The 25227-nt window shown below is 36.5% G+C and carries 28 protein-coding genes; 19 read left to right on the top strand and 9 right to left on the bottom strand.

The window, feature by feature from the left end:
- Positions 1-4 precede the first annotated feature (4 nt).
- Positions 5-727 (top strand): hypothetical protein, encoded by a 723-nt coding sequence (locus tag C1631_RS20995; RefSeq protein WP_123966755.1) that lies wholly within the window; start codon positions 5-7, stop codon positions 725-727.
- Between the two features lie 94 nt (positions 728-821).
- Here C1631_RS20995 and C1631_RS21000 read toward each other — a convergent pair whose 3' ends face one another.
- The 5 genes from C1631_RS21000 to ruvX form a co-directional block, all read right to left on the bottom strand.
- The gene (locus C1631_RS21000) at positions 822-1694 is read right to left on the bottom strand and encodes an SdiA-regulated domain-containing protein (protein WP_103248034.1); all 873 of its coding nucleotides are present in this window, start codon (positions 1692-1694) and stop codon (positions 822-824) included.
- 58 nt (positions 1695-1752) lie between these two features.
- A complete protein-coding gene (gene mazG, locus C1631_RS21005; RefSeq protein WP_103248023.1) occupies positions 1753-2520 on the bottom strand; it encodes a nucleoside triphosphate pyrophosphohydrolase in 768 nt (255 codons plus the stop codon).
- A 288-nt stretch (positions 2521-2808) separates the two neighbouring features.
- Positions 2809-3366, bottom strand: a complete 558-nt coding sequence (locus C1631_RS21010; protein ID WP_109714020.1) for a DUF5606 family protein — start codon at positions 3364-3366, stop codon at positions 2809-2811.
- A gap of 77 nt (positions 3367-3443) precedes the next feature.
- Positions 3444-4016, bottom strand: coding sequence for a peptide deformylase (gene def, locus C1631_RS21015; protein ID WP_109714022.1), 573 nt, complete (start codon positions 4014-4016; stop codon positions 3444-3446).
- The gene (gene ruvX / locus C1631_RS21020; protein WP_109714024.1) at positions 4013-4429 is read right to left on the bottom strand and encodes a Holliday junction resolvase RuvX; all 417 of its coding nucleotides are present in this window, start codon (positions 4427-4429) and stop codon (positions 4013-4015) included. The genes def and ruvX overlap by 4 nt, the downstream gene beginning before the upstream one ends.
- A 115-nt stretch (positions 4430-4544) precedes the next feature.
- Here ruvX and C1631_RS21025 point away from each other — a divergent pair, with 115 nt between their 5' ends.
- Together C1631_RS21025 and C1631_RS21030 are read left to right on the top strand one after the other, a co-directional pair.
- Complete coding sequence (locus tag C1631_RS21025) at positions 4545-5021, top strand: SixA phosphatase family protein (protein ID WP_109714092.1); 477 nt, start codon at positions 4545-4547, stop codon at positions 5019-5021.
- On the top strand, positions 5002-5895 hold the full coding sequence (locus C1631_RS21030) for an archaemetzincin (protein WP_109714026.1): 894 nt from the start codon (positions 5002-5004) through the stop codon (positions 5893-5895). Before C1631_RS21025 ends, C1631_RS21030 begins: the two co-directional genes overlap by 20 nt.
- A gap of 29 nt (positions 5896-5924) precedes the next feature.
- On the opposite strand, the gene C1631_RS21035 is transcribed toward C1631_RS21030, so the two are convergent.
- A complete protein-coding gene (locus C1631_RS21035) occupies positions 5925-7469 on the bottom strand; it encodes a serine hydrolase (protein WP_109714028.1) in 1545 nt (514 codons plus the stop codon).
- 101 nt (positions 7470-7570) lie between these two features.
- Between C1631_RS21035 and C1631_RS21040 the strand changes: the two genes are divergently transcribed.
- The 6 genes from C1631_RS21040 to rsmD all read left to right on the top strand — a co-directional run bounded on the left by C1631_RS21040 (position 7571) and on the right by rsmD (position 11022).
- Positions 7571-8035, top strand: coding sequence for a hypothetical protein (locus tag C1631_RS21040; protein WP_109714030.1), 465 nt, complete (start codon positions 7571-7573; stop codon positions 8033-8035).
- Positions 8036-8124: 89 nt separating this feature from the next.
- Complete coding sequence (locus tag C1631_RS21045; RefSeq protein ID WP_103247652.1) at positions 8125-8574, top strand: hypothetical protein; 450 nt, start codon at positions 8125-8127, stop codon at positions 8572-8574.
- Entirely contained in the window at positions 8574-9071 is a 498-nt protein-coding gene (locus tag C1631_RS21050) for a metallophosphoesterase family protein (protein WP_103247653.1), read from the top strand. Before C1631_RS21045 ends, C1631_RS21050 begins: the two co-directional genes overlap by 1 nt.
- A 67-nt stretch (positions 9072-9138) precedes the next feature.
- Positions 9139-9633, top strand: coding sequence for a DUF8465 domain-containing protein (locus C1631_RS21055; RefSeq protein ID WP_103247654.1), 495 nt, complete (start codon positions 9139-9141; stop codon positions 9631-9633).
- A gap of 18 nt (positions 9634-9651) precedes the next feature.
- The gene (locus C1631_RS21060) at positions 9652-10368 is read left to right on the top strand and encodes a DUF3822 family protein (RefSeq protein WP_109714032.1); all 717 of its coding nucleotides are present in this window, start codon (positions 9652-9654) and stop codon (positions 10366-10368) included.
- 81 nt (positions 10369-10449) lie between these two features.
- Positions 10450-11022 carry a 16S rRNA (guanine(966)-N(2))-methyltransferase RsmD gene (rsmD, locus tag C1631_RS21065; RefSeq protein ID WP_103247656.1) on the top strand — a complete coding sequence of 191 codons (573 nt, stop codon included), beginning with the start codon at positions 10450-10452 and terminating at the stop codon, positions 11020-11022.
- On the opposite strand, the gene C1631_RS21070 is transcribed toward rsmD, so the two are convergent.
- A complete protein-coding gene (locus C1631_RS21070) occupies positions 11019-11366 on the bottom strand; it encodes a winged helix-turn-helix transcriptional regulator (RefSeq protein ID WP_103247657.1) in 348 nt (115 codons plus the stop codon). The two genes, rsmD and C1631_RS21070, sit on opposite strands and share 4 nt — an antisense overlap.
- An 84-nt stretch (positions 11367-11450) precedes the next feature.
- Here C1631_RS21070 and C1631_RS21075 point away from each other — a divergent pair, with 84 nt between their 5' ends.
- On the top strand, positions 11451-12050 hold the full coding sequence (locus C1631_RS21075; RefSeq protein WP_109714034.1) for a nitroreductase family protein: 600 nt from the start codon (positions 11451-11453) through the stop codon (positions 12048-12050).
- A gap of 46 nt (positions 12051-12096) precedes the next feature.
- Here C1631_RS21075 and C1631_RS21080 read toward each other — a convergent pair whose 3' ends face one another.
- The gene (locus tag C1631_RS21080; RefSeq protein ID WP_103247659.1) at positions 12097-13146 is read right to left on the bottom strand and encodes a substrate-binding domain-containing protein; all 1050 of its coding nucleotides are present in this window, start codon (positions 13144-13146) and stop codon (positions 12097-12099) included.
- A 231-nt stretch (positions 13147-13377) separates the two neighbouring features.
- Here C1631_RS21080 and C1631_RS21085 point away from each other — a divergent pair, with 231 nt between their 5' ends.
- Genes C1631_RS21085 through C1631_RS21125 form a run of 9 tightly spaced genes read left to right on the top strand, consistent with a single transcriptional unit; the run spans position 13378 to position 24221 of the window.
- Positions 13378-14328 (top strand): class II fructose-bisphosphate aldolase, encoded by a 951-nt coding sequence (locus C1631_RS21085; RefSeq protein ID WP_228441409.1) that lies wholly within the window; start codon positions 13378-13380, stop codon positions 14326-14328.
- A complete protein-coding gene (gene iolE / locus C1631_RS21090) occupies positions 14325-15206 on the top strand; it encodes a myo-inosose-2 dehydratase (RefSeq protein ID WP_103247660.1) in 882 nt (293 codons plus the stop codon). Before C1631_RS21085 ends, iolE begins: the two co-directional genes overlap by 4 nt.
- A gap of 15 nt (positions 15207-15221) precedes the next feature.
- Positions 15222-16253 (top strand): Gfo/Idh/MocA family oxidoreductase, encoded by a 1032-nt coding sequence (locus tag C1631_RS21095; RefSeq protein ID WP_103247661.1) that lies wholly within the window; start codon positions 15222-15224, stop codon positions 16251-16253.
- 13 nt (positions 16254-16266) lie between these two features.
- Positions 16267-17145, top strand: coding sequence for a 5-deoxy-glucuronate isomerase (iolB, locus tag C1631_RS21100; protein WP_228441412.1), 879 nt, complete (start codon positions 16267-16269; stop codon positions 17143-17145).
- Between the two features lie 20 nt (positions 17146-17165).
- Complete coding sequence (gene iolC / locus C1631_RS21105) at positions 17166-18170, top strand: 5-dehydro-2-deoxygluconokinase (RefSeq protein ID WP_109714036.1); 1005 nt, start codon at positions 17166-17168, stop codon at positions 18168-18170.
- Positions 18171-18187: 17 nt separating this feature from the next.
- A complete protein-coding gene (iolD, locus tag C1631_RS21110) occupies positions 18188-20071 on the top strand; it encodes a 3D-(3,5/4)-trihydroxycyclohexane-1,2-dione acylhydrolase (decyclizing) (protein WP_103247663.1) in 1884 nt (627 codons plus the stop codon).
- A complete protein-coding gene (locus C1631_RS21115; RefSeq protein WP_228441415.1) occupies positions 20068-21546 on the top strand; it encodes a CoA-acylating methylmalonate-semialdehyde dehydrogenase in 1479 nt (492 codons plus the stop codon). Before iolD ends, C1631_RS21115 begins: the two co-directional genes overlap by 4 nt.
- Before the next feature lie 51 nt (positions 21547-21597).
- Positions 21598-22575, top strand: a complete 978-nt coding sequence (locus tag C1631_RS21120; protein WP_109714038.1) for a Gfo/Idh/MocA family oxidoreductase — start codon at positions 21598-21600, stop codon at positions 22573-22575.
- A gap of 38 nt (positions 22576-22613) precedes the next feature.
- Positions 22614-24221 carry a solute:sodium symporter family transporter gene (locus tag C1631_RS21125; RefSeq protein ID WP_103247892.1) on the top strand — a complete coding sequence of 536 codons (1608 nt, stop codon included), beginning with the start codon at positions 22614-22616 and terminating at the stop codon, positions 24219-24221.
- A gap of 138 nt (positions 24222-24359) precedes the next feature.
- Here the strand turns inward: C1631_RS21125 and murI are convergent, their stop codons facing one another.
- Positions 24360-25190 (bottom strand): glutamate racemase, encoded by an 831-nt coding sequence (gene murI, locus C1631_RS21130; RefSeq protein ID WP_103247893.1) that lies wholly within the window; start codon positions 25188-25190, stop codon positions 24360-24362.
- Positions 25191-25227 lie beyond the last annotated feature (37 nt).

The raw sequence follows: 25227 nt of genomic DNA on the forward strand, positions 1-25227 counted from the left end.
CCAGATGATGAAAAAAAAGCTATTATACATGGCATTATTTACGATATCCATAAGTGTAAACGCCCAAGTTGGGATACACACTCCAACTCCTCAACACTCATTACATGTCAACGGTTCTCTTCAAGTTGTAAAAGACATTAATGTAGGGGGTACTGCTACTACTAAAGGAAATTCAGGAAACAGGGGTGAATTTTTAATGTCAAATGGAACCGGAAATGCTCCCGTATGGAGAAGCATAGAATCTGAAAATTTTCTGAAAGTCGTTTTTGTGGGCAACAAAACGGACATCAGCCCCAGCTCCGGAAGTTATACAGGAACAGGAAGCACTCCTGTAAGTACTCACGAAAACTATGTACAAACGTACGTTTACAATGTAAACAATAAAATAGACAATGCTTACCTGACCTACGATTCAAATTCGGGTTTATTTAAAGTGGTAAAAGCCGGATTCTATAATATCGTACCTTATGTTACCTATGACCTTAACTTAAACGGGAACGGACAAACGGCAGGAACAGCAAAATCAACTATTGAAAAAGTATCCCCTACCAAAACAACTCTTACTTCAACCTCAACAGGGCATGGAGAGCGTACTTTGGGGATTTATCACAATATGTCTTCTATCAATTATTTCAATCCGGGAGAAACGTTCAGAATCCGATGTGTTTATACACAAAGCTTTAGATTATCAAGCGGCAATATTCACATTTCCTACCTTACTCCATAAGACTCACGAACTTCATCACGTCAAATTATATCACTAAAAAATCCACAGAGAATCTTCTCTGTGGATTTTCATTTATAGTAAAATAAATTATTAATTAAAAAGAAAACCGATATACATTCCCGCCCTCGCTTTTAGCCTTCTCATCTCCTATTAACAACGTTTTATCATCAAGAAAAACGATAGCTTCTTTTTGGGAATTGTGGTTTAATGCAATTTTTTGAATTTTAGATGCACTGAAATCATCGGTCGTAAAGCCAGTCAGTACATGAACATTCTTATGGGTAAGTAATACGATTTTATCTTTGGTACTGTTGATCGTGGCTGAAGTAATCGCCGCATCAGTATAACCTCCCTGAAGCTTTAATGTACCGATTAGCTTCGCTTCAAAATCTCCTTCTTTATTCGGAACTTTAAATACTAAAAATGTTCCGTCAAATCCTTTACTTCTGTTTTTAGTAAAAAGATAGAAATTACCGTTCATTTCTACAAAAGCCTCGCAATCATATAGTAAGTTTGATTTTTTTGGAGGAAACTCTGTTTGTCCCTGGTAATGAAACCTGGTAGTCTGTATTACTTTTGTCGTTTTCTGAGCCGGATCTTGAAGATCAGTTTTCAAAATAGCAAGATCTCTTCTGTCATTATCATTATTGCCAAAATCTCCAATATAAATATTTCCCTGAGCATCTGATATAATATCTTCCCAGTCTGTATTTTCAGCATTTTCAACTGGTATTTTAGCAACCATCTCTCCTTTATCACTTAGACCATATACTGCATTTTTATTCCCTCTGTCCTCAATAGCCCAGATGGTCTTTTTATCTTTTGAAAAGGTAAAACCGGAAACTTCCTTTAATTTCTTGGGAAAAGAAAACTGCACTTCCAGACCACTCTCCTGAGTGGGGGAATTCTGAGCTTTCGGATTACAACTCAATAAAAAAATAAAAGGTAAAATAAGAAATCTTAACATGTTGTTTATTTTAAAGGTAAACGGGAAATAAGAAGCATTAATCATTCCAATCATATTTCTACTGCAACTGTTTTGCTCTTTCCCAAAGAACATCCATTTCTTCTAATGACATATCTGCTAGTTTCAGTGCCTGTTCTTCAGCCAGACCCTCCATCTTCTGGAATCTTGAAATAAATTTCAGATTGGTTCGTTCCAGCGCAGAATCCGGATTGATCCCTGAAATTCTTGCATAATTGATCAATGAGAAAAATACATCTCCAAGCTCCTGTTCCTTTTTATCCAAATCAGTTTCTGCATGAAATTCATGAATTTCCTCATCGACCTTTTTCCAGGCATCTTCAGCATCATGAAACTCAAAGCCTATGCCTTTTACTTTATCCTGAATTCTATATGCTTTTACTAAGCTTGGAAGACTTTTAGGAACCCCTCCCAAAATAGATTTGTTCCCCTCCTTTAGTTTCAGCTTCTCCCAGTTTTGCTTTACCTCTTCCTCATCTTTCACTTTTGTATCACCATAAATATGAGGATGGCGGAAAATCAATTTTTCGTTGAGTGAATTGATCACATCTGCTATATCAAAACTCTCTTTTTCAGAACCTATTTTAGCATAGAAAACCAAATGAAGCAAAACATCTCCCAGTTCTTTTTTTATTTCCTGTAAATCGTTCTGCAAAATAGCATCAGAAAGTTCATATGTTTCTTCAAGGGTTAGATGGCGCAATGATTCCAGAGTTTGTTTCTGATCCCATGGGCATTTCTCACGAAGATCATCCATAATATCCAGCAATCTTCCGAAAGCTTCTAGTTTTTCCTGTTTCGTGTTCATAAGTAATTGGAAATTCAATCTTATACAAATGTAAGGGTTATTTTGGGTCTGTGGTAGAGGTTGGCTGTGAAAGTTGAGAGTTTATAGATGTGGGATATGAGGTGCGGGGTTCGAGATTCGCGTTTAACGTCTAATGTTTAATGATTAAAAATAGAGACAAAATGTGAACTCAGTAGAAAATTTTCCTAATCCCTAATCCTTAATCCCTATCATCTGCCACCTGCCATAAACAAAAAGCCTTGTCCGGAAATTGCGGACAAGGCTTTGTATTTTTAATTCAAAAATGAATTATCCTTGCTTTCTGTGTGTACTTTTAGGAGCAGATTTTGCTGCTGAAGTAGCTTTCACCTTTGGAGCAGCAGGCTTTTCTGCCTTTGGAGCTGCTTTTTTAGTTTCTTTTTCAATGCTCACTTCTTCTGCAGGCTCACCTTCCAATGTTTCAGGTTCTGCTTTCACAAAACTGTCTGGAGTAATATACCCCGCTTTGTGAAGAATGTTGTACCATTGTGCTAATTTTTTGATATCAGAAGAATATACTCTTTCCGTATCATAATTAGGAAGTGAAGCCAACATAAAGTCTTTCAATTCTGCATCTGAAGATTTGTGAGAAATTGTTTCTTTATAGTCGTTGTTTTTAGCAATATTTTCAAAAACTTCGAATAAAGGAACTTCTTTTTCAAATGTGAACATTGCGATATTATCTAATAAGCTTACCTGGCTTGAATTTCCAATGCTTACTTTTTTCTTGTTGGTAACATCTTCAATAATGAACCCGTTTCTTAATTGAGAAACTAATTTGTAAAGTCCTGGTTTTCCAGAAATTGAAATTATTTTTTCTAACAGCATAATTTTATTTTTTGTAAATTTTGCAACTAGCTTTAAGCTTCTTGCTTTTTTTATTATTTCGTTAATCCTTGTTTAAATTATTTTGGAAATCTCATTTTGTAACCAATGCTTACATCTCCCTGAGAAATCTTTGTCAGTTTTCCTTTTACCAGTTTCTTCTTTAATGCACTTAAATGATCGGTAAATAAGATCCCTTCAATGTGATCGTATTCATGTTGAATTACGCGGGCTCTAATATCGGAAAAAGTTTCTGTATGTTTTACAAAATTTTCGTCATAATATTCAATAACGATTGTACCTTTTCTTTTCACATCTTCTCTTACATCGGGAATAGACAGGCAACCTTCATTAAACTTCCATTCTTCACCAGATTCTTCAAGAATTCTGGCATTGATGAAAACTTTTTTAAACTCAGCCAGCTCATCCTTGATATCCTCATAATCCTCATCTTCTGCAAGGGGAGTTACATCGATGACAAACATACGAACATCAAGTCCGATCTGAGGCGCTGCAAGACCTATGCCATTGGCGCTATACATCGTTTCAAACATGTTATCTATCAATTCCTGTAATCCGGGATAATCTTTATCTATATCTTTTCCTACTTTTCTCAAAACAGGATCCCCAAAAGCTCTTATCGGTAATATCATCTTAATCTTTGTTCTAAAAAATTTTGCAATATAATAGTTGCACTTACTTTATCTATCAATCCTTTTTCCTGTCTCTTTTTTTTATTTTTTCCACTTTGAGAAATAAAAAATGAGGCCATTTTGGAGGTAAACCTTTCATCAAAACGATGGACTGCAATATCCGAAAATTCTTTCTTAAATTCATCAATGAATTTTAAAATATCACTTTCCACTTCGGAAATATTTCCTTTTAAATCTATGGGAAGCCCAACCACCACTTCATCTACCTTATTTTCACTGAAATATTTTTTTAAAAACTCCATTAAAGATTTGGTTTCCACGGTGTCCAGGCCACTGGCTATAATCTGCATATCATCTGTTGCAGCAATGCCACAACGTGCCTTTCCATAGTCTATTGCAAGGATTTGTCCCATAATTTTGCAAATTTACTAAAATTTAATGATTTTATTCATAACGCAGTTTTTTTATATAAATCATGTTTTATTCCATTTTTTTTTTTATAATTTTAATCTTCCAAAAAACAATTATATGAAGAAACTCATCCTCGTAAGACATGCAAAGAGCGACTGGCCGGAAGAAACGGAGGACTTTGACAGACCTTTGGCAGACAAAGGTTTGGAGGACGCTATGAACATGTCGAGGTTCTTAAAAAACAATCATATTTCTATTGATCATTTCGTATCAAGCCCTGCGGTACGAGCTCTGAACACCTGCAAAATTTTCAACCAAACCTATCAGCTGAACTGTTCTACTGACGAAAAGCTATACAATCCTTCAGAAAGAAGTTTTGAATCTGTAATATATGATCTTGATGATAATTTAAGCTCTGTCGCTTTTTTTTCTCATAATAATGGAATTTCAAATTTCGCGAATTCTATTTCTGAAGATATTTTCCACTTCCCTACTTGTGGTGTTGCCGGTTTTGAAGTAGACTGTAATTCATGGTCTGAATTTGACGGTGCCAAAAAGAAGCTTCTTTTCTTTTATGAACCCGGGAAAATATAAGTTCGAATCTCTCCTCTTTTATGTAATAGTATTGACCCTCTTTTTTTCTTGCCAGAAAAAGAAGAAAACATACTTTGAGGCAATTTCCATTAATGATGTAAAACTTTCCACCACTCCTAAACCCGGAAGCTGGAGGTATAATCACGATGAGAAATTTCAAGAATTTTCAGATTTTCAAAAGACGAAGAAAATAATGCCTCAGAAGGGAAAAAATACAATTTACCTTCAGCCCATCGGGAACTTTAATAATCTCCAAAAAAAGGAGATTGAACTTACAAAAGAATATTTAAAGATCTATTTTCAGCTGGAAACAAAAATATTACCAGACTTATCTGATACGGTTTTTCCTGGAACTGTAAGAAGAATATCCAAAGAAGGGCAGGAACAAGTATTAGCCGGCTATGTTTTAGACAGTATTTTAATTAAAAATAAACCAAAAGATGCTGTAGTTCTTATGGGAATTACAGAAAAGGATCTTTTTCCCAGGCCTGAATGGAATTATGTTTTCGGGTTTGCTTCTTATGATGATGGCGTAGGGGTAACTTCTATTTACAGATTTGCAGATGGGAATTTAATTAATTCTAACTTTAACGAAAGTCTTCTCAGATTAATAAAAATAAGTTCTCATGAAATAGGACATATGTTCGGAATCAGCCATTGCCTGAATGCCAATTGTGTAATGAACGGAACCAATACCCTTGCAGAAACCGATTATCATTATGCAAGAGCTTGCTCACTCTGCCAAAGAAAACTCAGCTCAAGCATTCCTTATGATCATAAGAAACGCTTAGCTGAATTAAAAATGTTCTTTGAAAAACATCATCTTAATTCAGAACTTGCCCGCGCTGAACAGGATTTAAATCTATTACAATAAAAAAATGGGCTGAAGCCCATTTTTTAAATTCATTTCTTTTTTAAATCAAGATCATCAAAATCAAAACTAAAATCGGTGACGTCAGAAATCGCTTTCAACTTTGCAGAAAGTGCTTTTCCACTCTCATCATAATCAAAAATGATATAAGCGTCAGCATCATAGCTTCTATCGTCCCATTTTATAATGAAAGAATTATTGGAAAACGGAACCAGCTCACCTTTTAATCTAGGTGAATTTTTACATGAAATTCTATATGAGTTTCCTTGCTGAACAATATCTACATCACCAAACCAAACGTCATTGTAAGTTCCAACGAACTGTTCCGCTTTTGGCTGAAGTGATTTTTCTTTTTTAAAAGCTTCAGCTTTTGCGAAAGCATCTTTCTTTTGTTTGTCGAAGTCGGCATTCATTTTAGACATTCTCTCACCATAACTTTTCAGCCAGTTTCTGTCTGCTACTCCTAAGTAAGAGTCTTTCACTGTGTTGGTGATGGTATTGAAAGCAGCTCCTGACTGTTGATTTGTTAATACGACAATTCCCAGCTTCATATCAGGAATTAAAGTGAACTGGGTTACCGTTCCGATTAATCCACCAGTATGCTGTACTTGCTTGTGTCCTTTTACATCGCTTAAAAACCAGCCTAAACCATATCCATAGAAACTTGTATCATATGGATTTTTAGCCGCTACCCTGTCAGGAATCTGAAGACTCCACAGTTGTTGAATATTTTTATCAGACACCAGCTTTTTACCATCTTTAGTGGTAAAATTATTCATCAGGCATTCTGCCCAGGTAGTCATATCTTTGATGTTACTCATAATGCCTCCCGCAGCATTTCCCGTTTCGTTCCAGTCGTGAGGAACAGCTACTGCTTTCCCGTCAACCGGAGCATGGGCGTCAATTTTATTGCTTACAGCCTTAGCTCTGTTGTAGCTGCCAAAACTAGAGGTCATCCCTACAGGTTTCATAATTCGCTGTTCAATAAACTCTGCCCAGCTTAATCCTGAAATTCTGTGAATAACTTCACCCGCAACAATAAACATGATATTGTTATAATCCAGCTTTGTTCTGAAAGGGTTTTCCGGTTTCAGATATTTTACATTACGAACGATATCATTCACCGTTAAGCTCCCTCCTTCCGGAAAAAACATCAAATCTCCTTGTCCAAGGCCCAATCCGGCTCTGTGAGTAATCAAATCCCTGACGGTTACATTTTGGGAAACATAAGGGTCATACATTTGGAACTCAGGAATATATTTTGAAACCTTATCATCCCAGTTCAGCTTTCCTTCGTCGGCAAGAATAGCCAGAGCTACACAAGTAAAACCTTTGGAATTGGATGCTATTCCTACCAAAGTATTGTCGTCCATAGCCTGTTTGGTTGTAAGAGAGCGTACTCCAAACCCCTTGGAATAGGTTACTTTACCATCTTTTATAATTCCTACCGACATTCCCGGAACATCGAAAGTTTTTAGGGTATTCTGGATCAGTTCATCCAGCTTCTTCTCTTCAACCTGTGCGTTTGCCAACCCTACGGTCAAAAGAAAAATGAAAAAAGAAAACTTTTGTTTCATTATTTTTTTAATTTTTCCAAATTTAATAAATATTCGATGATGTTAATTTTGTCAATGTTAAAAGTTTACTTACATTACCACCCAAACAGTTTTTATTATACATGAAAAAGTTTATCTGGACTGCACTATTGTCTATTTTTACCATGGGTTTTGCAAAGAGTCAGGACAAAGTTTCAAACCCTTTATTGCTACAAACCTGGAAGCTCAAAAAACTGGACACTTATATTTATACCTACGAAAGGAAAGATGTCTTTGATAACAGAAGCTATGGAATCAGGTTCAAAGAAAATGGAAAAATGCAGGGAAGTTTACCCAAACCGGGAAGTGGGAACGGTGATCTTGAGGATATTACCAGTAAAGCTTTACAATTTGAACGTTATACCGGTGACTGGAAAAAAACTTCAGATAGCACACTCACAATCGTATTTCCTTCAAATGCCAGAATGAATGGCAATTTTATTATTTCAAGACTGACCGGTACTGAATTAAAATTAAAAAGACTCTTCGATCCTAAAACAGAGAAGAAAATGGATTCTATCCGAAGGGAAAAGAATATTCTCGATTAATATCTGAAAAAATCTTCCGGGAATTATCATTCTGAAAAAATAATTTTATTCCAGCTTCTTTATATTTGCACAATAAAAAGCATTAAAAAATGACAATACCCCGATTATTGGCTTTCTTCATCCTGATGATAAGCTGTAATTTATATTTTTCTCAGGACGTAACCATAAAAGACGATAAGGTTTTATTAAATGGGAAACAGATCTTAAAGACAGAAAAAATCTCTCTTGCTCAATATTCATTTTTCTCCATGAAAAATGATGATGAAATATTATTGTACAAATACATGGATAATGAAACGCCAAGTTATGTAAGTGACGATTATTTTATCCTTAATTTTTTAACCGAAAAAGTAAAAGTTGAATCTAAGGACCTGGGAAAAGTTTCCAATTTCATGAACTCCAGAAAAGGAATGGAAAAAATAATAAGATGGCTGCTCAAAGAAAGGGTCATCAATCAGGATGGTGAACTGAACCCTGATCGCCTTGCTATATTCAAAGAAAAATACGACGAAAATCTCACTTCCAGAACCCTTAGATAATGACAAAGATTCTTCTCCTCTCCGATTCTCATTCATATATAGATGAGCGCATTCTGGAATATGCTGCACAGGCAGATGAAATCTGGCATTGCGGGGATTTCGGAAGCATGGATGTTATTGAACAGCTGGAAAAAGTAAAACCTTTAAAAGGAGTTTACGGTAATATAGACAACGCTAAAATACGTTCAGAATTTCCTGAAGTGAATCGTTTTTTCTGTGAAAAACTGGAAGTTTTAATGATCCATATCGGTGGGTATCCGGGAAAATATACGCCACTAACCAGAAAAGAAATTTCAGAAAAAACACCTAAGTTATTTATTTCAGGACACTCCCATATTTTAAAGGCAATGTATGATGAAAAAAATAATCTTTTACACCTGAATCCCGGCGCTTGTGGAAAACAGGGATGGCATAAAGTAAGAACGATGATGCGCTTTGTAGTGGATGGTGAGGAAATAAAGGAGCTGGAGGTGATTGAGCTGGGGGGAAGAGTGTAAGGATAATTTTGACATAGTTGAGAAACATGTCAGGATAAGATTGATAATTCAAAGTAGTTAAAAAGACATGAAAATCGGGGATACCGTTTCTGTTGTAGATGAAGATTTAAGCGGAGTTGTAACTTCCGTGAAGGGGGATATTGTGGTATTTAAAGATGAATACGGATTTACCCATCAGTATTCAAAAGAAAAGCTGGTCCCAAAGAATGCTGATTTGTATGAAAATATAAGGATTGTAAGAAAAGCTGAACCTAAAAAAATAATTTCTAAGAAACATCAGAAAAATCATTTGGTTTTGGATCTGCATTTTCATAATTTGGTAAAGAATCCTAATGACTATGATAGTTTTGAAAGACTCTTTATTCAAAAGGAAAGATTAATTGAAGTATTAGAATTTTGCCGGAAAAATAATTTAAAAAGACTTGAAATTGTTCATGGTATTGGTGACGGAACCTTGCAGAGAATGGTTCGGGATGTTTTGGAAAGCCAGGTGAATATTGATTTTTATAATAAGGAAATACTTCACCATCAATCAGGTGCGGTAATGGTAGAATTTCACTAAATTTGCAGCAATTGAATTATGAACGTACTTAATTTACTTTTTACCAAAGACGGATTGATTTATCAGATTGTGAAGAACAAAAGCATTCTGGAAGAGAAGTCTTATTTCGTTACTGATGAGACCCCGGCCAACCTTATCGATGAAAAGCTGGACGAAGTTCTTATTAAACAACGCTTCGATGAAATCCAGGTGGTTTCTGCATGGAATCATTTCACCCTGATGCCGGAAGGTTTTTCCGATCATGATGCCGGCTTTGACCTGATTGCCTATAATGCGCCTGCTGATAAAGAACAGGAAGAACTGATGCTCTCTATCAACAAAAAATTCAATATCCAGTTTTATTATACTTTCCCCAAAAACTACTACAAGAAAATAAAAGAACTGGCTATACCGGTACATTTTAACTTTTCAGGAGAAAAGTTCCTCAACTCGATCAACAATAAAAGCCATAAAGAAATTCACATCAACCTTTATCATAACCAATGTGAATTTTTTGCGATTGATAATAAAAAGATTATTCTTTACAACAATCTTGATGTTAACTCGGAAGTCGACTTCCTTTATTTTATTATGTTTACATTGAGTAAAATCGGTTTTGGAATTAATGAAACCAGCTTTTATGCTTACGGTGAAACAACGGAAAATGAAACGTTCATTTCCGAGCTTCAGAAATTTGTGAAAAACCTGAAAATTGTTTTTGACAATATTCCTAATAAGAATTTTATACTTAATTAGATTGTAGTTCGCAGGTACAGAGATTGAAATACCTGATCATCTGCTGGCTATCGTCTACTCGCTTAACTTTAACAAAAAAATATGTTCAGAATCATATCAGGCAAATGGAAAGCCAAAAAAATTGCAGCTCCTAAAAACTTTGATGTAAGACCCACCACGGATTTTGCAAAAGAAGCTTTATTCAGTATCCTGGAAAACAAATACGACATGCAGTCGATTTCAGTACTTGATCTGTTTGCGGGAATTGGTTCTATTTCATTAGAATTTGCTTCAAGAGGGTGCAAGGATGTTACTTCTGTAGAAATGAACCCAAAGCACACCTCATTTATCAACTCTACAGCTTCAGAGCTGGATATGTCACTTCAGATCAATACACAGAGAGGCGACACATTCGACTGGCTTAAAAAATTCAGAAATAAAAAATCTTTTGAAATTGTTTTTTCTGATGCCCCATTCGAAATGGAAGAAAAGAAATACTACGAACTCATTTCTTTAGTACTGAATAATAAATACTTAAAAGAAAATGGTATTCTTATCGTAGAACACCAGAGTCGTATGAAACTTGAGCATCCTAATCTCATCGATACCCGAAAATATGGAAACGTAAGTTTCAGTTTTTTTGAACCTAATAAAGAAAATAATCAGGAACTTTAATTCCTGATTATTTTTTTGGAAAGCTCAGGAGCTCCTTTACCCCATTGCGTAATGGCCTCTAAAACAGGCAGCAGGGTTTTTCCAAATTCTGTTAATTCATATTCAACCACCAAAGGAGGCTTTTCTGTAAAAACAGTCCTGTCTATGACACCATCCTCCTCTAGTTGCTTAAGCTGCAAACTTAATGTTCGCTCCGTAATCGTAGGAATCGACTTTCTTAATTCGTTGTATCTTTTGGCACCATCAATAAGATGATGTAAAATCACAGCCTTCCATTTTCCGCCTATAAACCTCATGGTTACACTCGTGCAACAAGGATAAGACTTATTATCAACTGTATACATTTTTGTACTATCATTTTTTACCGTTATTGCAAAGTTATTAAACTTAAATTAATTTTGTAACTATAAAAATGATAGTATAAAATTATGAACTTTTTAGACCAAATGAAAAAAAGGTATACTGTAAAAAAGTATAACCCAAACGGAAAAATAGGTGAAGAGCAAATTTCAGCTCTTAAAGAAATTTTAAACCTCAGCCCTTCATCGATCAATAGCCAGCCATGGAATTTCATTTTTGTGAATGGTGACATCTTAAAGAAACAATTAGCTGAAAAATCTTATTTTAATAAAGGAAAAGTATTAGACAGTAGCCACCTGATTGTATTTCAGGTTTTAAGAGATACAGAAAGCTTTGAGAAACAAATTGAAGAAAATCTTCCTGAAGGATCGATCAATTATTACAACACCATGGTAAAACCACAAGGAGAAACAGCCATACAATCATGGTTGGCCCATCAGGTATATTTATCATTGGGAGTATTGCTTTCTGCATGTGCAGCAATGGGAATAGATTCTACCCCAATGGAGGGAATTGAACCAGATGGATACGACGTTATATTGAATAGCGACAAATATAAAACACTTTTTGCCGTAGCTATTGGTGAAAGAGATGAAACAGATGCTAATCAACCCGAGCTTAATCCAAAATCAAGGTTAAAAGCTGAAAAGGTAATAATTGAGGCATAAGAGTTTCACACAAATATGCCTCCAGAAGTCTGGAATATTTCATGCATTAATGGATGTAATATTCCAGATTTTCTTTTGTTACAATATGGATAGGAGACATATAAGCATCATTCAAATCCTGACCATGAACAAGATGTTCAAACATCAGCTTAATACTTTTATATCCTTGTTGAAAGGGCTCCTGCCCGATAAGAAAAGTGATAACCCCTTTATTCAGAAACTTTTTATTCTCTTCAGTCACATCATATCCTACCACCATATCTAAATGTATATTATGCGTCTCAAGGTATCTTGCTGCCTTCGTAATCACATTAGATGGAAAAAATATTCCACCAATATCGGGATAGGCATTTAAGCTCTCTCCGAGTAGTTTATGAAATAGCTGGGTACTCTTGTTAGGAACTCTGATCCTCTCAACGACAACGTGAGACGTATGGTCTGAAAAAAAACTTACAAACCCTTTCGCACGCTGATCCAAACCATAATAATTTTCAAAATCTTCTAAAACCTCCATAATCAAGACCCGTGGTTTCTTTGTATTCTGAACAATATGAAAAAGCTGCGCAGCTACTCGTCCACTTCCAAATGAGTCCTGCCCCACAAAGGAAATATTATCAAATCCCTTCAAGGGAACGTTTAAAAATAAATATGGAATGTTAAGTTCATTTAATGCACCACTCCTGTCTTTTGTTTCTTTCACAAAATGCGAAGCAATGATAATTCCATCCAGGGTTTTATTCTTAAGGATTTTGTCCAGTTCATTACTATAAGAATCTACATTAAATTCATCGAAATAGGAAACTGAAACTTTCATTCCAAAACTGGAAACTTCTTCAATGGCTTTAAGAACTCCTTTTTTAGGATATTCCCAAAATGGGCTGGCGGCGTTAAACAATGGCATCAGAACCGCTACCTGATATATTTTATTAAGAGCCAGATTACGTGCAATAGCATTAGGCCTGAAACCTCCTGCCTGTTCTATGATTTCTACCACTTTTTTTTGAGTACTTTCTGCTACTCCTCCTCTATTGTGCAGTATACGATCAACTGTTCCTGGTGAAACATTAGCTAATCGGGCTATTTCCTTAATTGTCAAAATATATGATTTAGTTTAAAAAACAAATATAAAAACATTTTTCTCGTTTTTTCATCCCTTCCCAAATTCCCTTCAAATCTACAAAACACAAATATTTAAATAAATTTTCAACAAAAATTTTGCTAATTACAAATTAATATATAAATTCGTGTTCGAACACAATGAAAAATTATTAAACAAAATCGTTTATTTTTTACACATAATATAATTAACGATAAAATTTAATTAACAATGATGAAAATTAATTCTTCTAGTCTTTTAAAAGAAGCTTACGGGAAGTTTTGCATTCCAGCTATCAATGTATCCATGCCTGAGCAGGTATATGCTTTGTTTAGCACGGCACAGAGAATGAATGCCCCATTTATTATTCAGACCACTCCTGCTGCCAGAGAATACATGCATCCCGTAATACTTCTTAATTATGTAAAAGCTGCTGCCAGAATATTTCCGGATGTTCTTTTTGCCCTGCATCTGGATCATGGTAATGAGTCTCATATTTACAATGCTATTGAATCAGGGGAGTATACCTCTGTAATGATTGATGCCTCTCATGATCCTTTGGAAAAAAATATTGAGCGAACCAAACGAATTACAACTCAGGCTCATCTCAAAAATATTTCTGTAGAGGCAGAGCTTGGCGTGTTAAGTGGTGTAGAAGATCATCTGAATATAGAGGAAGAGAATGCGTTGTACACAAATCCTGCTGATGTAGAATATTTTGTGAAAGAAACAGGATGTGATAGTCTCGCTGTTGCAGTAGGAACAAGCCATGGCGCCTATAAATTCTCAGGAGGTAAAGGTCTTCGTTTTGATTTGCTAAAAGATATTCAGGAAAGAGTACCGGGATTTCCCATTGTTTTGCATGGTGCTTCGTCTATAGATAGTGAAGAAATAAAACGAATTAATGCTACTGGAGGAAAAATCAAGGAAGATGCAAAAGGGCTTACCGAAGAAGAAATCAGAAAAGCAATTCCCTATGGAATATGTAAGCTCAACATCGCCACTGATCTCAGAATAGTATGGACAAGAGTGTTCAGAGAATATTTTCAGAACCACCCGGACCAACTGGATCCATTAAAACCGGGGATTCAATATATCGAAGAATTAAAAAAACTACTCGAAAAAAAATTTGAAATATTAGGCAATAGCAATACAACACAACTCTATAAAAAACTCATATGATACAATTAGGAATCGCCCCTATTGGCTGGACTAATGATGACATGCCTGAATTGGGAAAAGAAATTACTTTTGAACAGTGTATCAGCGAAATGGCACTGGCAGGCTATAAAGGCTGTGAAGTTGGAAACAAATATCCAAAAGATCCCATAGTTTTAAAAGAATATCTTGACATCAGAGGACTCACCATTTGCAATCAGTGGTTTAGTTACCAACTTACCACCCAATCTTATGAACAGGTAAAACAGGATTTTATCAGCCAACTCAACTTCTTAAAATATTTCAACTCAGAAATAGTGGGTGGTGCAGAATGCGGAAACACTATTCATGGGGACTACAACACCCCCATCTCACAAAGAAAAAAAGCTTCAGATCAGGATTGGAAAAAGCTCACCAACGGGCTAAACGAACTTGGAAAAATTGCTTTGAATGATTACGGAATCCATCTTTCCTATCATCATCACATGGGTACAATGATACAAACCATGGATGAAACTGATCGCTTACTGAATGAAACTCAGGATGAATATGTAAAGCTTAACTACGACTGTGGTCACTTTGATTTTGCCAATGAGGATTCGGTAATGGCATTACAAAAGTTCATCGGTCGTACCACTCATATTCATTTTAAAGATGTTAGAAAAAACATTAAAGAGCAAGTATACAACGATAACATCAGTTTTTTACAAGCCGTAAAACTAGGTATATACACTGTACCGGGAGATGGTGATCTCGACATGAATGCTCTTGCAAAAATTATACATGAAAACAAATATAAAGGCTGGATCGTAGTAGAAGCAGAACAGGATCCATCAAAAGCCAATCCTTTTGAATATGCCCGAAAAGGGTATCAATTTATGACAGAAACATTAAAATTCTAAAAGAGAAACACAAATATGAAAAAACTGAATATCGGAATTGTCGGGTTAGGCAGACTTGGTAAAGAATATGTCAAAAACCTCACGTACCTTGTTCCCAATGCTCATGTGATTGCAGCATGCAGTATCAGAAAAGAAGAATTGGATTACGTAAGAGACACCTATAATGTTCCCAACCTATATACTTCTTACGAACAAATGCTGGAACAGCAAGAAGAGATGGAAGCCGTAGTGATTGTTACTTCAACAGATCAACACTCGGATCAGATCATTAAGGCTGTTGAGGCCGGTTACCATGTTTTTTGTGAAAAACCACTTGCTCTTAATATAGAAGACTGTATCCGCGTTGAAAAAGTAGTAGAAAAACATTCTGACCGTATTACGATGTTAGGATTCGTTCGAAGATTTGACGCCAGTTATGCAGATGCTAAAATCAAGATCAACGAAGGATTGGTGGGCACCCCTTACTTATTACGTTCTCAAACAGTTGACAAAGATACTTTTGCTCCGTTCCAAATTGAATTTTGCACGACAGGTGGCGGGATCTTCCATGATTATAATGTACATGATATTGATCTTGCTCATTGGTATCTGGGCTCCAGAATTGAAAAAGTCTGGGCCTTGGGAGGCGCTTACAGATTCCCCGAATTTGGTCTGGCAGGAGATGCAGACAATACCGCTGCAATGTGCGAATTGCAAAACGGAACCATTGCTGTATTAGTGGCATCAAGAATTTCCTCTTTCGGACACAATACCTGTACAGAAATCTTTGCTACAGAAGGTAATTTGAAAATAGGTGATCCACCTGTAAAAAATATGCTCCAGATAGCAGATAAACATGGCATCCGCCGAGAAGGAATGGAAACATTCTTTGACAGATTTCAAGATGCATTTCTGACACAGATCCAATCTTTTGTAGATCATGTATTACAAAGTAAACAACCAGAACTTACAATGAACAATGCTACAAATGCCACTCTGGTGGCAACGGCATTAACAAAATCTTTCAAGGAAAAAAAGCCGGTCACTATTGCCGACTTAATCTCTTAGATCAAAACCTTTAATGAGAACACAAATGAACCTTTTGATAAAACCTCAAAAACAAAAAATTTACCAAAGAATTTCTGCTGAAAATGCAGGTTGGACATGGCTGAATTTTGAAGCCCGTCTTATGGGTCCACATGAAACCTGGACCTATGACACGGGAGAGAATGAGATGGTTATTGTATTATTGTCAGGCAATTACAAAGTAGAAAGTAACAGGGGAAATTGGGAAATCAAAAATGGAAGAAAAAATGTTTTTGAAGGAGTTGCTCATACTCTTTATCTTCCAAGAAAAACACAATTTACGTTGATATCAACTTCTGATGCCTTAGATATTGCTTATTGCTGGTGCAAGGCTGATGGTGATTTTGAACCTCAGCTGATCATCCCCGAAGAAACACCAACCGTAATTTTTGGTGGAGGCAATGCCACAAGACAATTCAACGACCTCATCCCACCAGGATTTAAGTGTTCCCGAATGGTATGCAGAGAAGTATATACCCCATCCGGAAACTGGAGCTCATTTCCAGCTCATAAACACGATGAGAGGATAATAAATAACCACGGACAATTGATGGAAGCACAACTGGAAGAAATTTACTTTTATAAATTTCAAAAACCTGAAGCGTATGCCATTCAACAGATTTATACAAAAGATGAAAACGACTCTCTAGATGAAATTGTACGGGCAAGGCACAATGACGCAGTATTGATTCCAAAAGGTTATCATCCTGTAGCAGCCGCCCACGGTTATCATTGCTATTATTTAAATTTTCTCGCAGGTTCAGATCAATCACTCGCGAATACTACTGATAGCGATTATGAATGGATTTTTGATTCATGGAAGGAAAAAGATTCTCGTCTTCCTTTGGTAACTCCTACAATGAATAATCAGTAAACGATTAATAAAAAGTAAAAATGAAATTTGACCTATTAACATTCGGAAGAGCCAGTATTGATTTATATTCCAAAAATATTGGCGCTGAGTTTAATGATATTCAATTACTCAGTACAGCTATCGGTGGCTCGCCAGTCAATATATCCGTCGGTGCGCAGAGATTAGGACTTAAAACCAGCATTGTTACAGCAGTTGGAAATGATCCTGTTGGCGGTTTTATTGTCAATACCCTGCAACAGGAGAAAGTAGATATTTCTCTCATCAATACAATTGAAGGCACTACAAGCACCGCCGTAGTCTGTGGCATTGTACCTCCTGATAAATTTCCACTGGTATTTTATAGGGACAAGGCTCCTGATAATTACATCACGATTGATATGGTAAATACAATAGACTTCGCTCAGTACAAGTCTTTCTTGATGACCGGTACGGCATTATCTGTGGAACCTACCCGAAGTGCAGCGATTTATACTACTGAAAAAGCAAGAGCTAAGGGGACCACTATCTTTTTAGATATTGATTTCCGAGCCAACCTTTGGCATGATGTAAGAGCATTTGGAGTGACCCTTCGTCAATATCTTCCACTTTGTGATGTTGTTATCGGAACAGAGGAAGAACTTTTAGCCATGGGGCTTACAGATTCTAATCAGGTAAAAATTAAAGACAATGCTATTTCTTCTCCTGTTATAGAAGGAGATATTGATGCTGTCATTAAGCAGGTATTATCCTCGGGAGTTAAACTTTTATTGGTGAAAGCAGGGGCAAAAGGAGTTGTCGCTTATTATCCTGGAGGTAAGACAGAAAACATACCCGGATTTCCGGTGGATGTTATTAATGTATTGGGTGCCGGAGATGCATTTGCTTCAGGATTTATCTATGGATATCTTCAAAATTGGGACACTTACAAATCTGCCCGACTTGCCAACGCCTGCGGTGCCTGGATTGTGACCAAGCAGGGATGTAGTAATTATGCTCCCACCTATGAAGAAATCATGCAATTCATTAAAGATAATGGAGATTTTTAACCTATCAAATATGCATTATGGACACTAAAAAATTAACTGTAGCCCAGGCTACTATTGAATTTTTAAAAAATCAGTACACCAAAAGAGATGATAGGGAGCAACCATTTTTTGCAGGATGTTTTGGAATTTTCGGACACGGAAATGTAGCAGGATTAGGAGAAGCATTGAAGCAGAATCCTGATTTTAAATATTACCAGACCCGTCATGAGCAAGCTATGGTTCATACTGCGGCCGCCTATGCAAAGATGAAAAACAGATTACAAACATTTGCCTGCACAACCTCTATTGGTCCCGGAGCCCTGAATATGATTACTGCAGCTGCTGGGGCTACCATTAATAGATTACCAGTACTCCTGTTACCAGGAGATTTTTTCGCAACACGCTCGGCCTCACCTCTATTACAACAATTAGAATCTTCCCAGACACAGGATATTTCAGTAAATGATTGTTTTAAGCCCATTTCAAAATACTGGGATCGCGTTCAGCGTCCCGAACAGCTTACCTCATCTTTACTGGAAGCAATGCGGGTTCTTACTTCGCCTGCAGAGACAGGAGCTGTTACCATTGCCCTACCTCATGATGTACAAACGGAAGCCTATAATTTCCCGGTACAGCTTTTTGAAAAAAGAATCTGGTATATTCCAAGACCTCTCCCTGATTTTCAACTATTACAATATGCAGTAAACCTCATTAAGAAGTCAAAGAAACCAATGCTTGTCGCAGGAGGAGGTGTCATATACTCTGAAGCAGAAAAAGAATTACAGTCTTTTGCAGAACAGCTGGGGATTCCGGTTGTTGAAACCTATGCAGGAAAAGGATCACTCCATTACCAGCATCCTCTGAATCTTGGGGCACTAGGAGGTACAGGAACTAAGGGAGCCAACAAAATTGCTGAAGAAGCAGATCTGGTCATCGGAATAGGAACACGATATGGTGATTTTATGTCTGCATCAAAGTCAGCATGGAAGAATCCTGATGTTATTTTTATCAATATCAACATTACAGAGATCGATGTTTTTAAACACAGTGCCCTGCCTTTACAGGGAGACGCAAGAGAAACTCTTAAAGCATTACGGGAAGTATTAGGAGATTATCATACAGAAGAAAATTACATCCAAAAAATTCATTCTTATCACAGCGAATGGGATAGTATTGTCACAAAGGCTTATTCTTGCGAAAATCCAGATCAGCCGGTACAAGCAGAATACATTGGAGCACTCAATAATTTTATAGATGATAAAGATGTCGTTCTCTGCGCTGCCGGTTCTTTGCCTGGAGATCTGCACAAACTATGGAGAACCAAAAGTTCGAAAGGTTTTCATCTTGAATACGGGAACTCCTGTATGGGATATGAAATTCCGGGAGGGCTTGGAGCAAAAATGGCAGCCCCAGATCGGGAAATATATGTAATGTGCGGTGATGCTACTTATCTGATGATGCCTTCTGACCTGATCACTACTCTACAAGAAGGATACAAAATTACAATAATCCTGATCAACAATAGTGGATATGCTTCCATAGGAGGGCTATCACAATCAGTAGGAGAAGGAGGATTCGGAACTTATTTCAATTTTAGAAATAAGGAAACAGGACAACTGGACGGACCTCCATTGATGACAGATCTTGCAAAGAATGCAGAAAGCTTAGGAGCAATTGTTTTTCGTCCCAAAAATATAGAGGAATTTAAAGACAGCCTCACAAAAGCCAGGAGCAATACAGAAACTACCGTCATTTATGTAGAAACCATCCGGGATAGAAAACTTCAGGGCTACGCTTACTCATGGTGGGAAGTACCCATTCCTGAAACATCAGTTTTCCCTGAAGTGATTGAAGCCCGAAAAGAATATGAATTGAATAAAAAACAGCAACGACAATATATAAAACCTAATCAGTACAAATGATGAAAGCACTAAAAAATTATATCAACGGTTCATGGGAAAATAGTATTTCTACAAAGTACACTTTTGTGCACAATCCCGCCACTCAGGAAATTATCGCACATGTTCCTCATGGTCCGGATACTGCAAAAGATGTAGATAAAGCAGTACAATATGCCCAACAGGCATATCTTGAATGGAAGGATGTTCCCGCTATGAAAAGAGTACAGCCATTATTTAAGATGAAAACTTTGCTGGAAAACCACATGGAGGAAATCGCAAAGCTCATCACCACCGAATGCGGAAAAACCTACACAGAATCTTTGGGTGAAATACAACGTGCTATTGAAAATATCGAGGTAGCATGTGCAACTTACGTACTCAATCAGTCTGAATTTTCAGAAAATATTGCTCCGGGAATAGATGAATTCATGATCAGACAACCCTTGGGAGTCTGTGCTTGTATCACCCCATTCAATTTCCCGGGAATGATCCCTTTTTGGTTTCTTCCTTATGCTATTGCCACAGGAAATGCATTTATTCTCAAACCTTCAGAAAAGGTACCCACTACCATGCAGTATGTATTTGATCTTATTCACAAAAACATTGACCTACCCAAAGGACTTTTGAGCCTCGTACATGGAGGAAAGGAATCTGTAGATGCTCTGCTTCAACATCCTGACATAAAAGCGATCAGCTTTGTAGGTTCTACTCCAATAGCCAGATACATCTATTCCGAAGGGGCTAAATATGGAAAACGTGTACAAGCACAGGGAGGGGCAAAAAATCCCATCGTAATTATGCCTGACGCAGATATTGAAATGACCACCAAAATTATTACAGATTCCGTGTATGGCTGTGCCGGTCAACGTTGTCTTGCAGCCTCTCTTATCATTACTGTTGGAGACAACAAAAATATTAAAGATGCATTGGTAGAAGCTGCAAAGTCAAGAAAGGTCGGTTATGGACTGGAAGACGGAATAGAGATGGGGCCAGTAATTTCACAGGAAAGTAAAACAAGAATCGAAGGACTTATCCAAAAAGGGATTGCCGAAGGAGCCAATCTTTTAGTAGATGGCACCCATAAAAGTGTTTCGGGATTCACTCAGGGAAACTTTCTTCACCCTACTATTTTAGAAAATGTTCCATTGAATAAAGAAATTATTTCAACAGAAATTTTTGGTCCTGTGATGAGTCTGCTTAATTTCAAATCTATGGATGATTCTATTCGGTTCATCAATAGTGGACGCTATGGAAATATGGCTTGTATTTTTACTCAGGATGGTCTTTCTGCCCGCAAATTCCGTAGTGAGGCAATGGCAGGGAACATAGGAATAAACGTAGGCGTCGCTGCTCCTGTTGCTCAATTTCCCTTTTCAGGATGGAAAGAATCTTTCTTTGGTGACCTTCACGCCCAGGGACGACATGGAATTGAATTTTATACCCAAACAAAAGTAGTGATTGAGCGATGGCCAAAAACCTGGTCAAGAACATTTTAATTGCATTCCACTTCATCCAATAAAACAAAAAGCAAACACAAATAAAAAAAAGTGGAAACTATATTAAACATCGGAGTCATAGGACTTGGAAGAATCGGGCAGATACATCTTTCAGCATTAAAAGCATTAAAAAATATTAATATTACTGCTGTATCTGATACTTCTCCCGAACTTGCCAGGAAGACAGCTGAAAAAAATCGAATTCCAAAGTTCTATACTGACTATCACAACGTCCTTCATCAACAGGATATTGATGCTGTATGGATATGTTCTCCTACCAGCTACCACATGGCCCAGGTAAGAGAAGCACTGGAAAATAATAAATATGTATTCTGCGAAAAACCTTTGGATAAAGACAGAACTAAAATTCAATCTTTGATCAACTCTTATCCTGATCTCAGCCGTCGGCTTATGATAGGCTTTAACCGACGCTTTGATCCAGATTTTGCAGCAGCCAAAGCAAGTATAAAGAAAATAGGAAAACCAACTATTATAAAAATAACCAGTCGGGATCCTTTCCCTCCAAGTACAGAGTACTCCAGACTTTCAGGTGGAATTTATAATGATATGAGTATTCATGATTTGGATATGGCCTGCTTTATCAGTGAAAGTGATGCCGAACAAGTGATTGCAATCGGTTCTAAAAATTACACAAAAGATACAGATACTACACTTATTACCATTAAGTTTAAAAATGGGATCATCTGCAATATAGACAACAGCCGGAAAGCTTCCTACGGATATGACCAGAGGTTAGAAATATTAGGTGATAAAGGAATGATCTCTGTGGAAAATAAAAGGGTTAATCATCTATGCTATTATTCAGAAAACTCAATGGAAAGTAGTGTGTTTGAGCCTTTTTTTCTGGAAAGATATAAGGAATCGTATATAGAAGAAGCAAAAGCGTTTATCACTTCTATAAAGGAGAAAAAAGAGTTTCCTTCTACCGCTGAAGACGCTCTTAAAGCTTCGGTACTGGCAAATGCCTGTGAACAGTCATTAGAAAAACAAAAACTGATTTTTTTATAGAAATAAAGTTTTAAAATTCCAATTAAAAAACACATCTTATGCTTACTACATTAATAACATTTTTCCTATTTACAGCGGGGGTCGCCGTTATTTCCTGGTGGTTTACCCGAAAAACAGAAATGTCTCATTCTTCTGTAGGATATTTTCTGGGAGGACGCAATTTGACCGCTGTTTTAATTACAGCCTCTTTATTGCTCACCAATTTATCTACTGAACATTTAGTGGGACTTAACGGAAGCGCCTATGCTTTTGGAATGGAGGTCATGGCCTGGGAAACTGTGGCAGCATTAGCCCTTGTTCTTATGGCCATTTATTTTCTTCCCAGATATTTGAAAATGGGACTGGTTACCATAACCGAATTTTTGGAGCTTCGGTATGATAAACAAACCAGGGTCATCTGTTCCGGATTATTTCTTTTATTATATATTACTACTCTTCTGCCTATTGTTCTTTATACGGGAGCAATCAGTATGGAAAGTATTTTTGATGTCTCAAAAAACCTGCATATTGATAAACTAACCGCTATTGCAATTATGGTAGTGGGGATAGGAATTCTTGGCTCATTGTATGCTATTCTAGGAGGGTTAAAAGCAGTAGCGATATCTGACCTGATCAATGGTATTGGTTTAATTATTGGTGGATCATTGATTCCCATACTTGCATTTACAAAAATAGGGGACGGCCACTTTTTAGCTGGTGTGAATACCGTATTTCAAGCAGTACCGGATCGCTTTAATGCCATTGGAGAGTCTACTTCTGATGTTCCTTTTTCAGTACTTTTTACCGGAATGTTTATTCCGCAGATATTCTATTGGACAATGAATCAATCTATTATCCAGCGCGCATTTGCAGCCAAAAACCTGGCAGAAGGACAGAAAGGAGTTCTTTTGACTGCTTTTTTTAAGATATTCATCCCTTTTGTAGTTGTTGTACCTGGTATTATAGCCTTTTTTTATTTTAAAAACAGTTTGAACGACCCGGATTACGCGTATCCTGAATTGGTAAAAGCGGTATTACCGGTAAGCCTTATTGGAATTTTTGCAGCCATTGTAGTGGGTGCTATTTTAAGTACATTTAATGGAGCTTTAAATAGTGCATCTACCTTATTTTCAATTGATATTTATAAAGGATATGTAAATCAAAATGCCACCGAAACACAAATCGTAAAAATAGGAAGAATCAGTGGGACTATTATGGCAATTGTAGCTATTATTCTTGCGCCATTTATCAGTATGGCAGGTAAGGGACTCTATATTATTCTTCAGGAGTTTAGTTCAATTTTCAATATGCCGATTTTTGCCATTATTATTTCAGGACTTTTATTGCCTAAAGTTTCAGCAAAAGCGGCAAAAATAGGATTAATAACCGGTACATCACTTTATTTATTCTCTAAATTTGGAATGGAAGCTATGGGAGTTCACATCCATTTCTTGCATCGCTTGGCGGTTGCATTTATCATTACAATCCTTACTTTGGTTATCGCCAGCCGATACTATCCCAGAAAAAATAATTTTGTAATTCATGATACAGGAGCTGTCAATGTAGAGAACTGGAAATATGTAAAACCAGCCTGTATTTTTATTGCGATCCTTACAATTGTGGTATTCATTCTTTTAAGCCCGATAGGAATTATACCTAAGCAATAAGAATTTATATTATTTCAGTTTAGGGTTTCACAGCCACTTAATATATTTTTAGAATGCAGACTGCCGGTAATATACATGTTACCGGCAGTCTCTTTATTTTTTAGCAATTTTTCTGGTTTGAGAAATTGTAACTCTTTACTATAATACTTTTAATTCTAAATCAATTGTTTTCCCAAAGAACTTCTTCGAAATTTTCTCGAAGTTTTTCGTCAGATCCGAAAGATAGAAATGATAGTTGGGATTGTGATTATTATCATTGAGTAGATTATATTTATCCAGAATAATTTTCAGATGATTAGCTACAATATTGGGAGAATCTATGACACGAACCCTGTTTCCGTAATACTGCTTAATTTCGTCAATTAAAAGCGGATAGTGGGTACATCCTAAAATCAGTGTTTCAATATTCTTTAGCTTACTATTGCTCAAATAATTGTAAATAATAGCATGGGTAATCGGATGGTTTTTAAACCCTTCCTCAATGGCAGGAACCAATAACGGCGTCGCCAGCTCATCTACCTTGATCCATTTATTATGTTTTCGGATACTCTTTTTATACAACCCTGAATTTACAGTAGCTTTTGTAGCGATTACCCCCACATTCGTATGAATCTCATAAGAAACTTTTTCAGCAACCGGATTAATAACATCTATTACCGGTACTTTACCTGCAACAGATTGCATGACCTCATTCAAAGCATTTGCGGTAGCCGTATTACAGGCAATAACAATTGCCTTACAATTCTGTTCAAGCAGAAAATTGGTAATCTTCGTGGAATATTCAATAATAGCATCTTTTGACTTCTCTCCGTAAGGAAGGTGCTTGGTATCTCCAAAGTAAATCAGATCCTCATGAGGAAGAAGTCTTTTAATTTCTTTAGCTACGGTAAGGCCTCCTACTCCACTATCAAAAATACCGATAGGCTGGTCAGGTGAAAGATGTGAATAATCTTGTTTTTTCGTTTTCAAGTGAAATGAAATTTTATACAAAAATAGTGAATAATTG

The sequence above is a fragment of the Chryseobacterium phosphatilyticum genome (assembly GCF_002899825.2).
Taxonomy (GTDB): domain Bacteria; phylum Bacteroidota; class Bacteroidia; order Flavobacteriales; family Weeksellaceae; genus Chryseobacterium; species Chryseobacterium phosphatilyticum.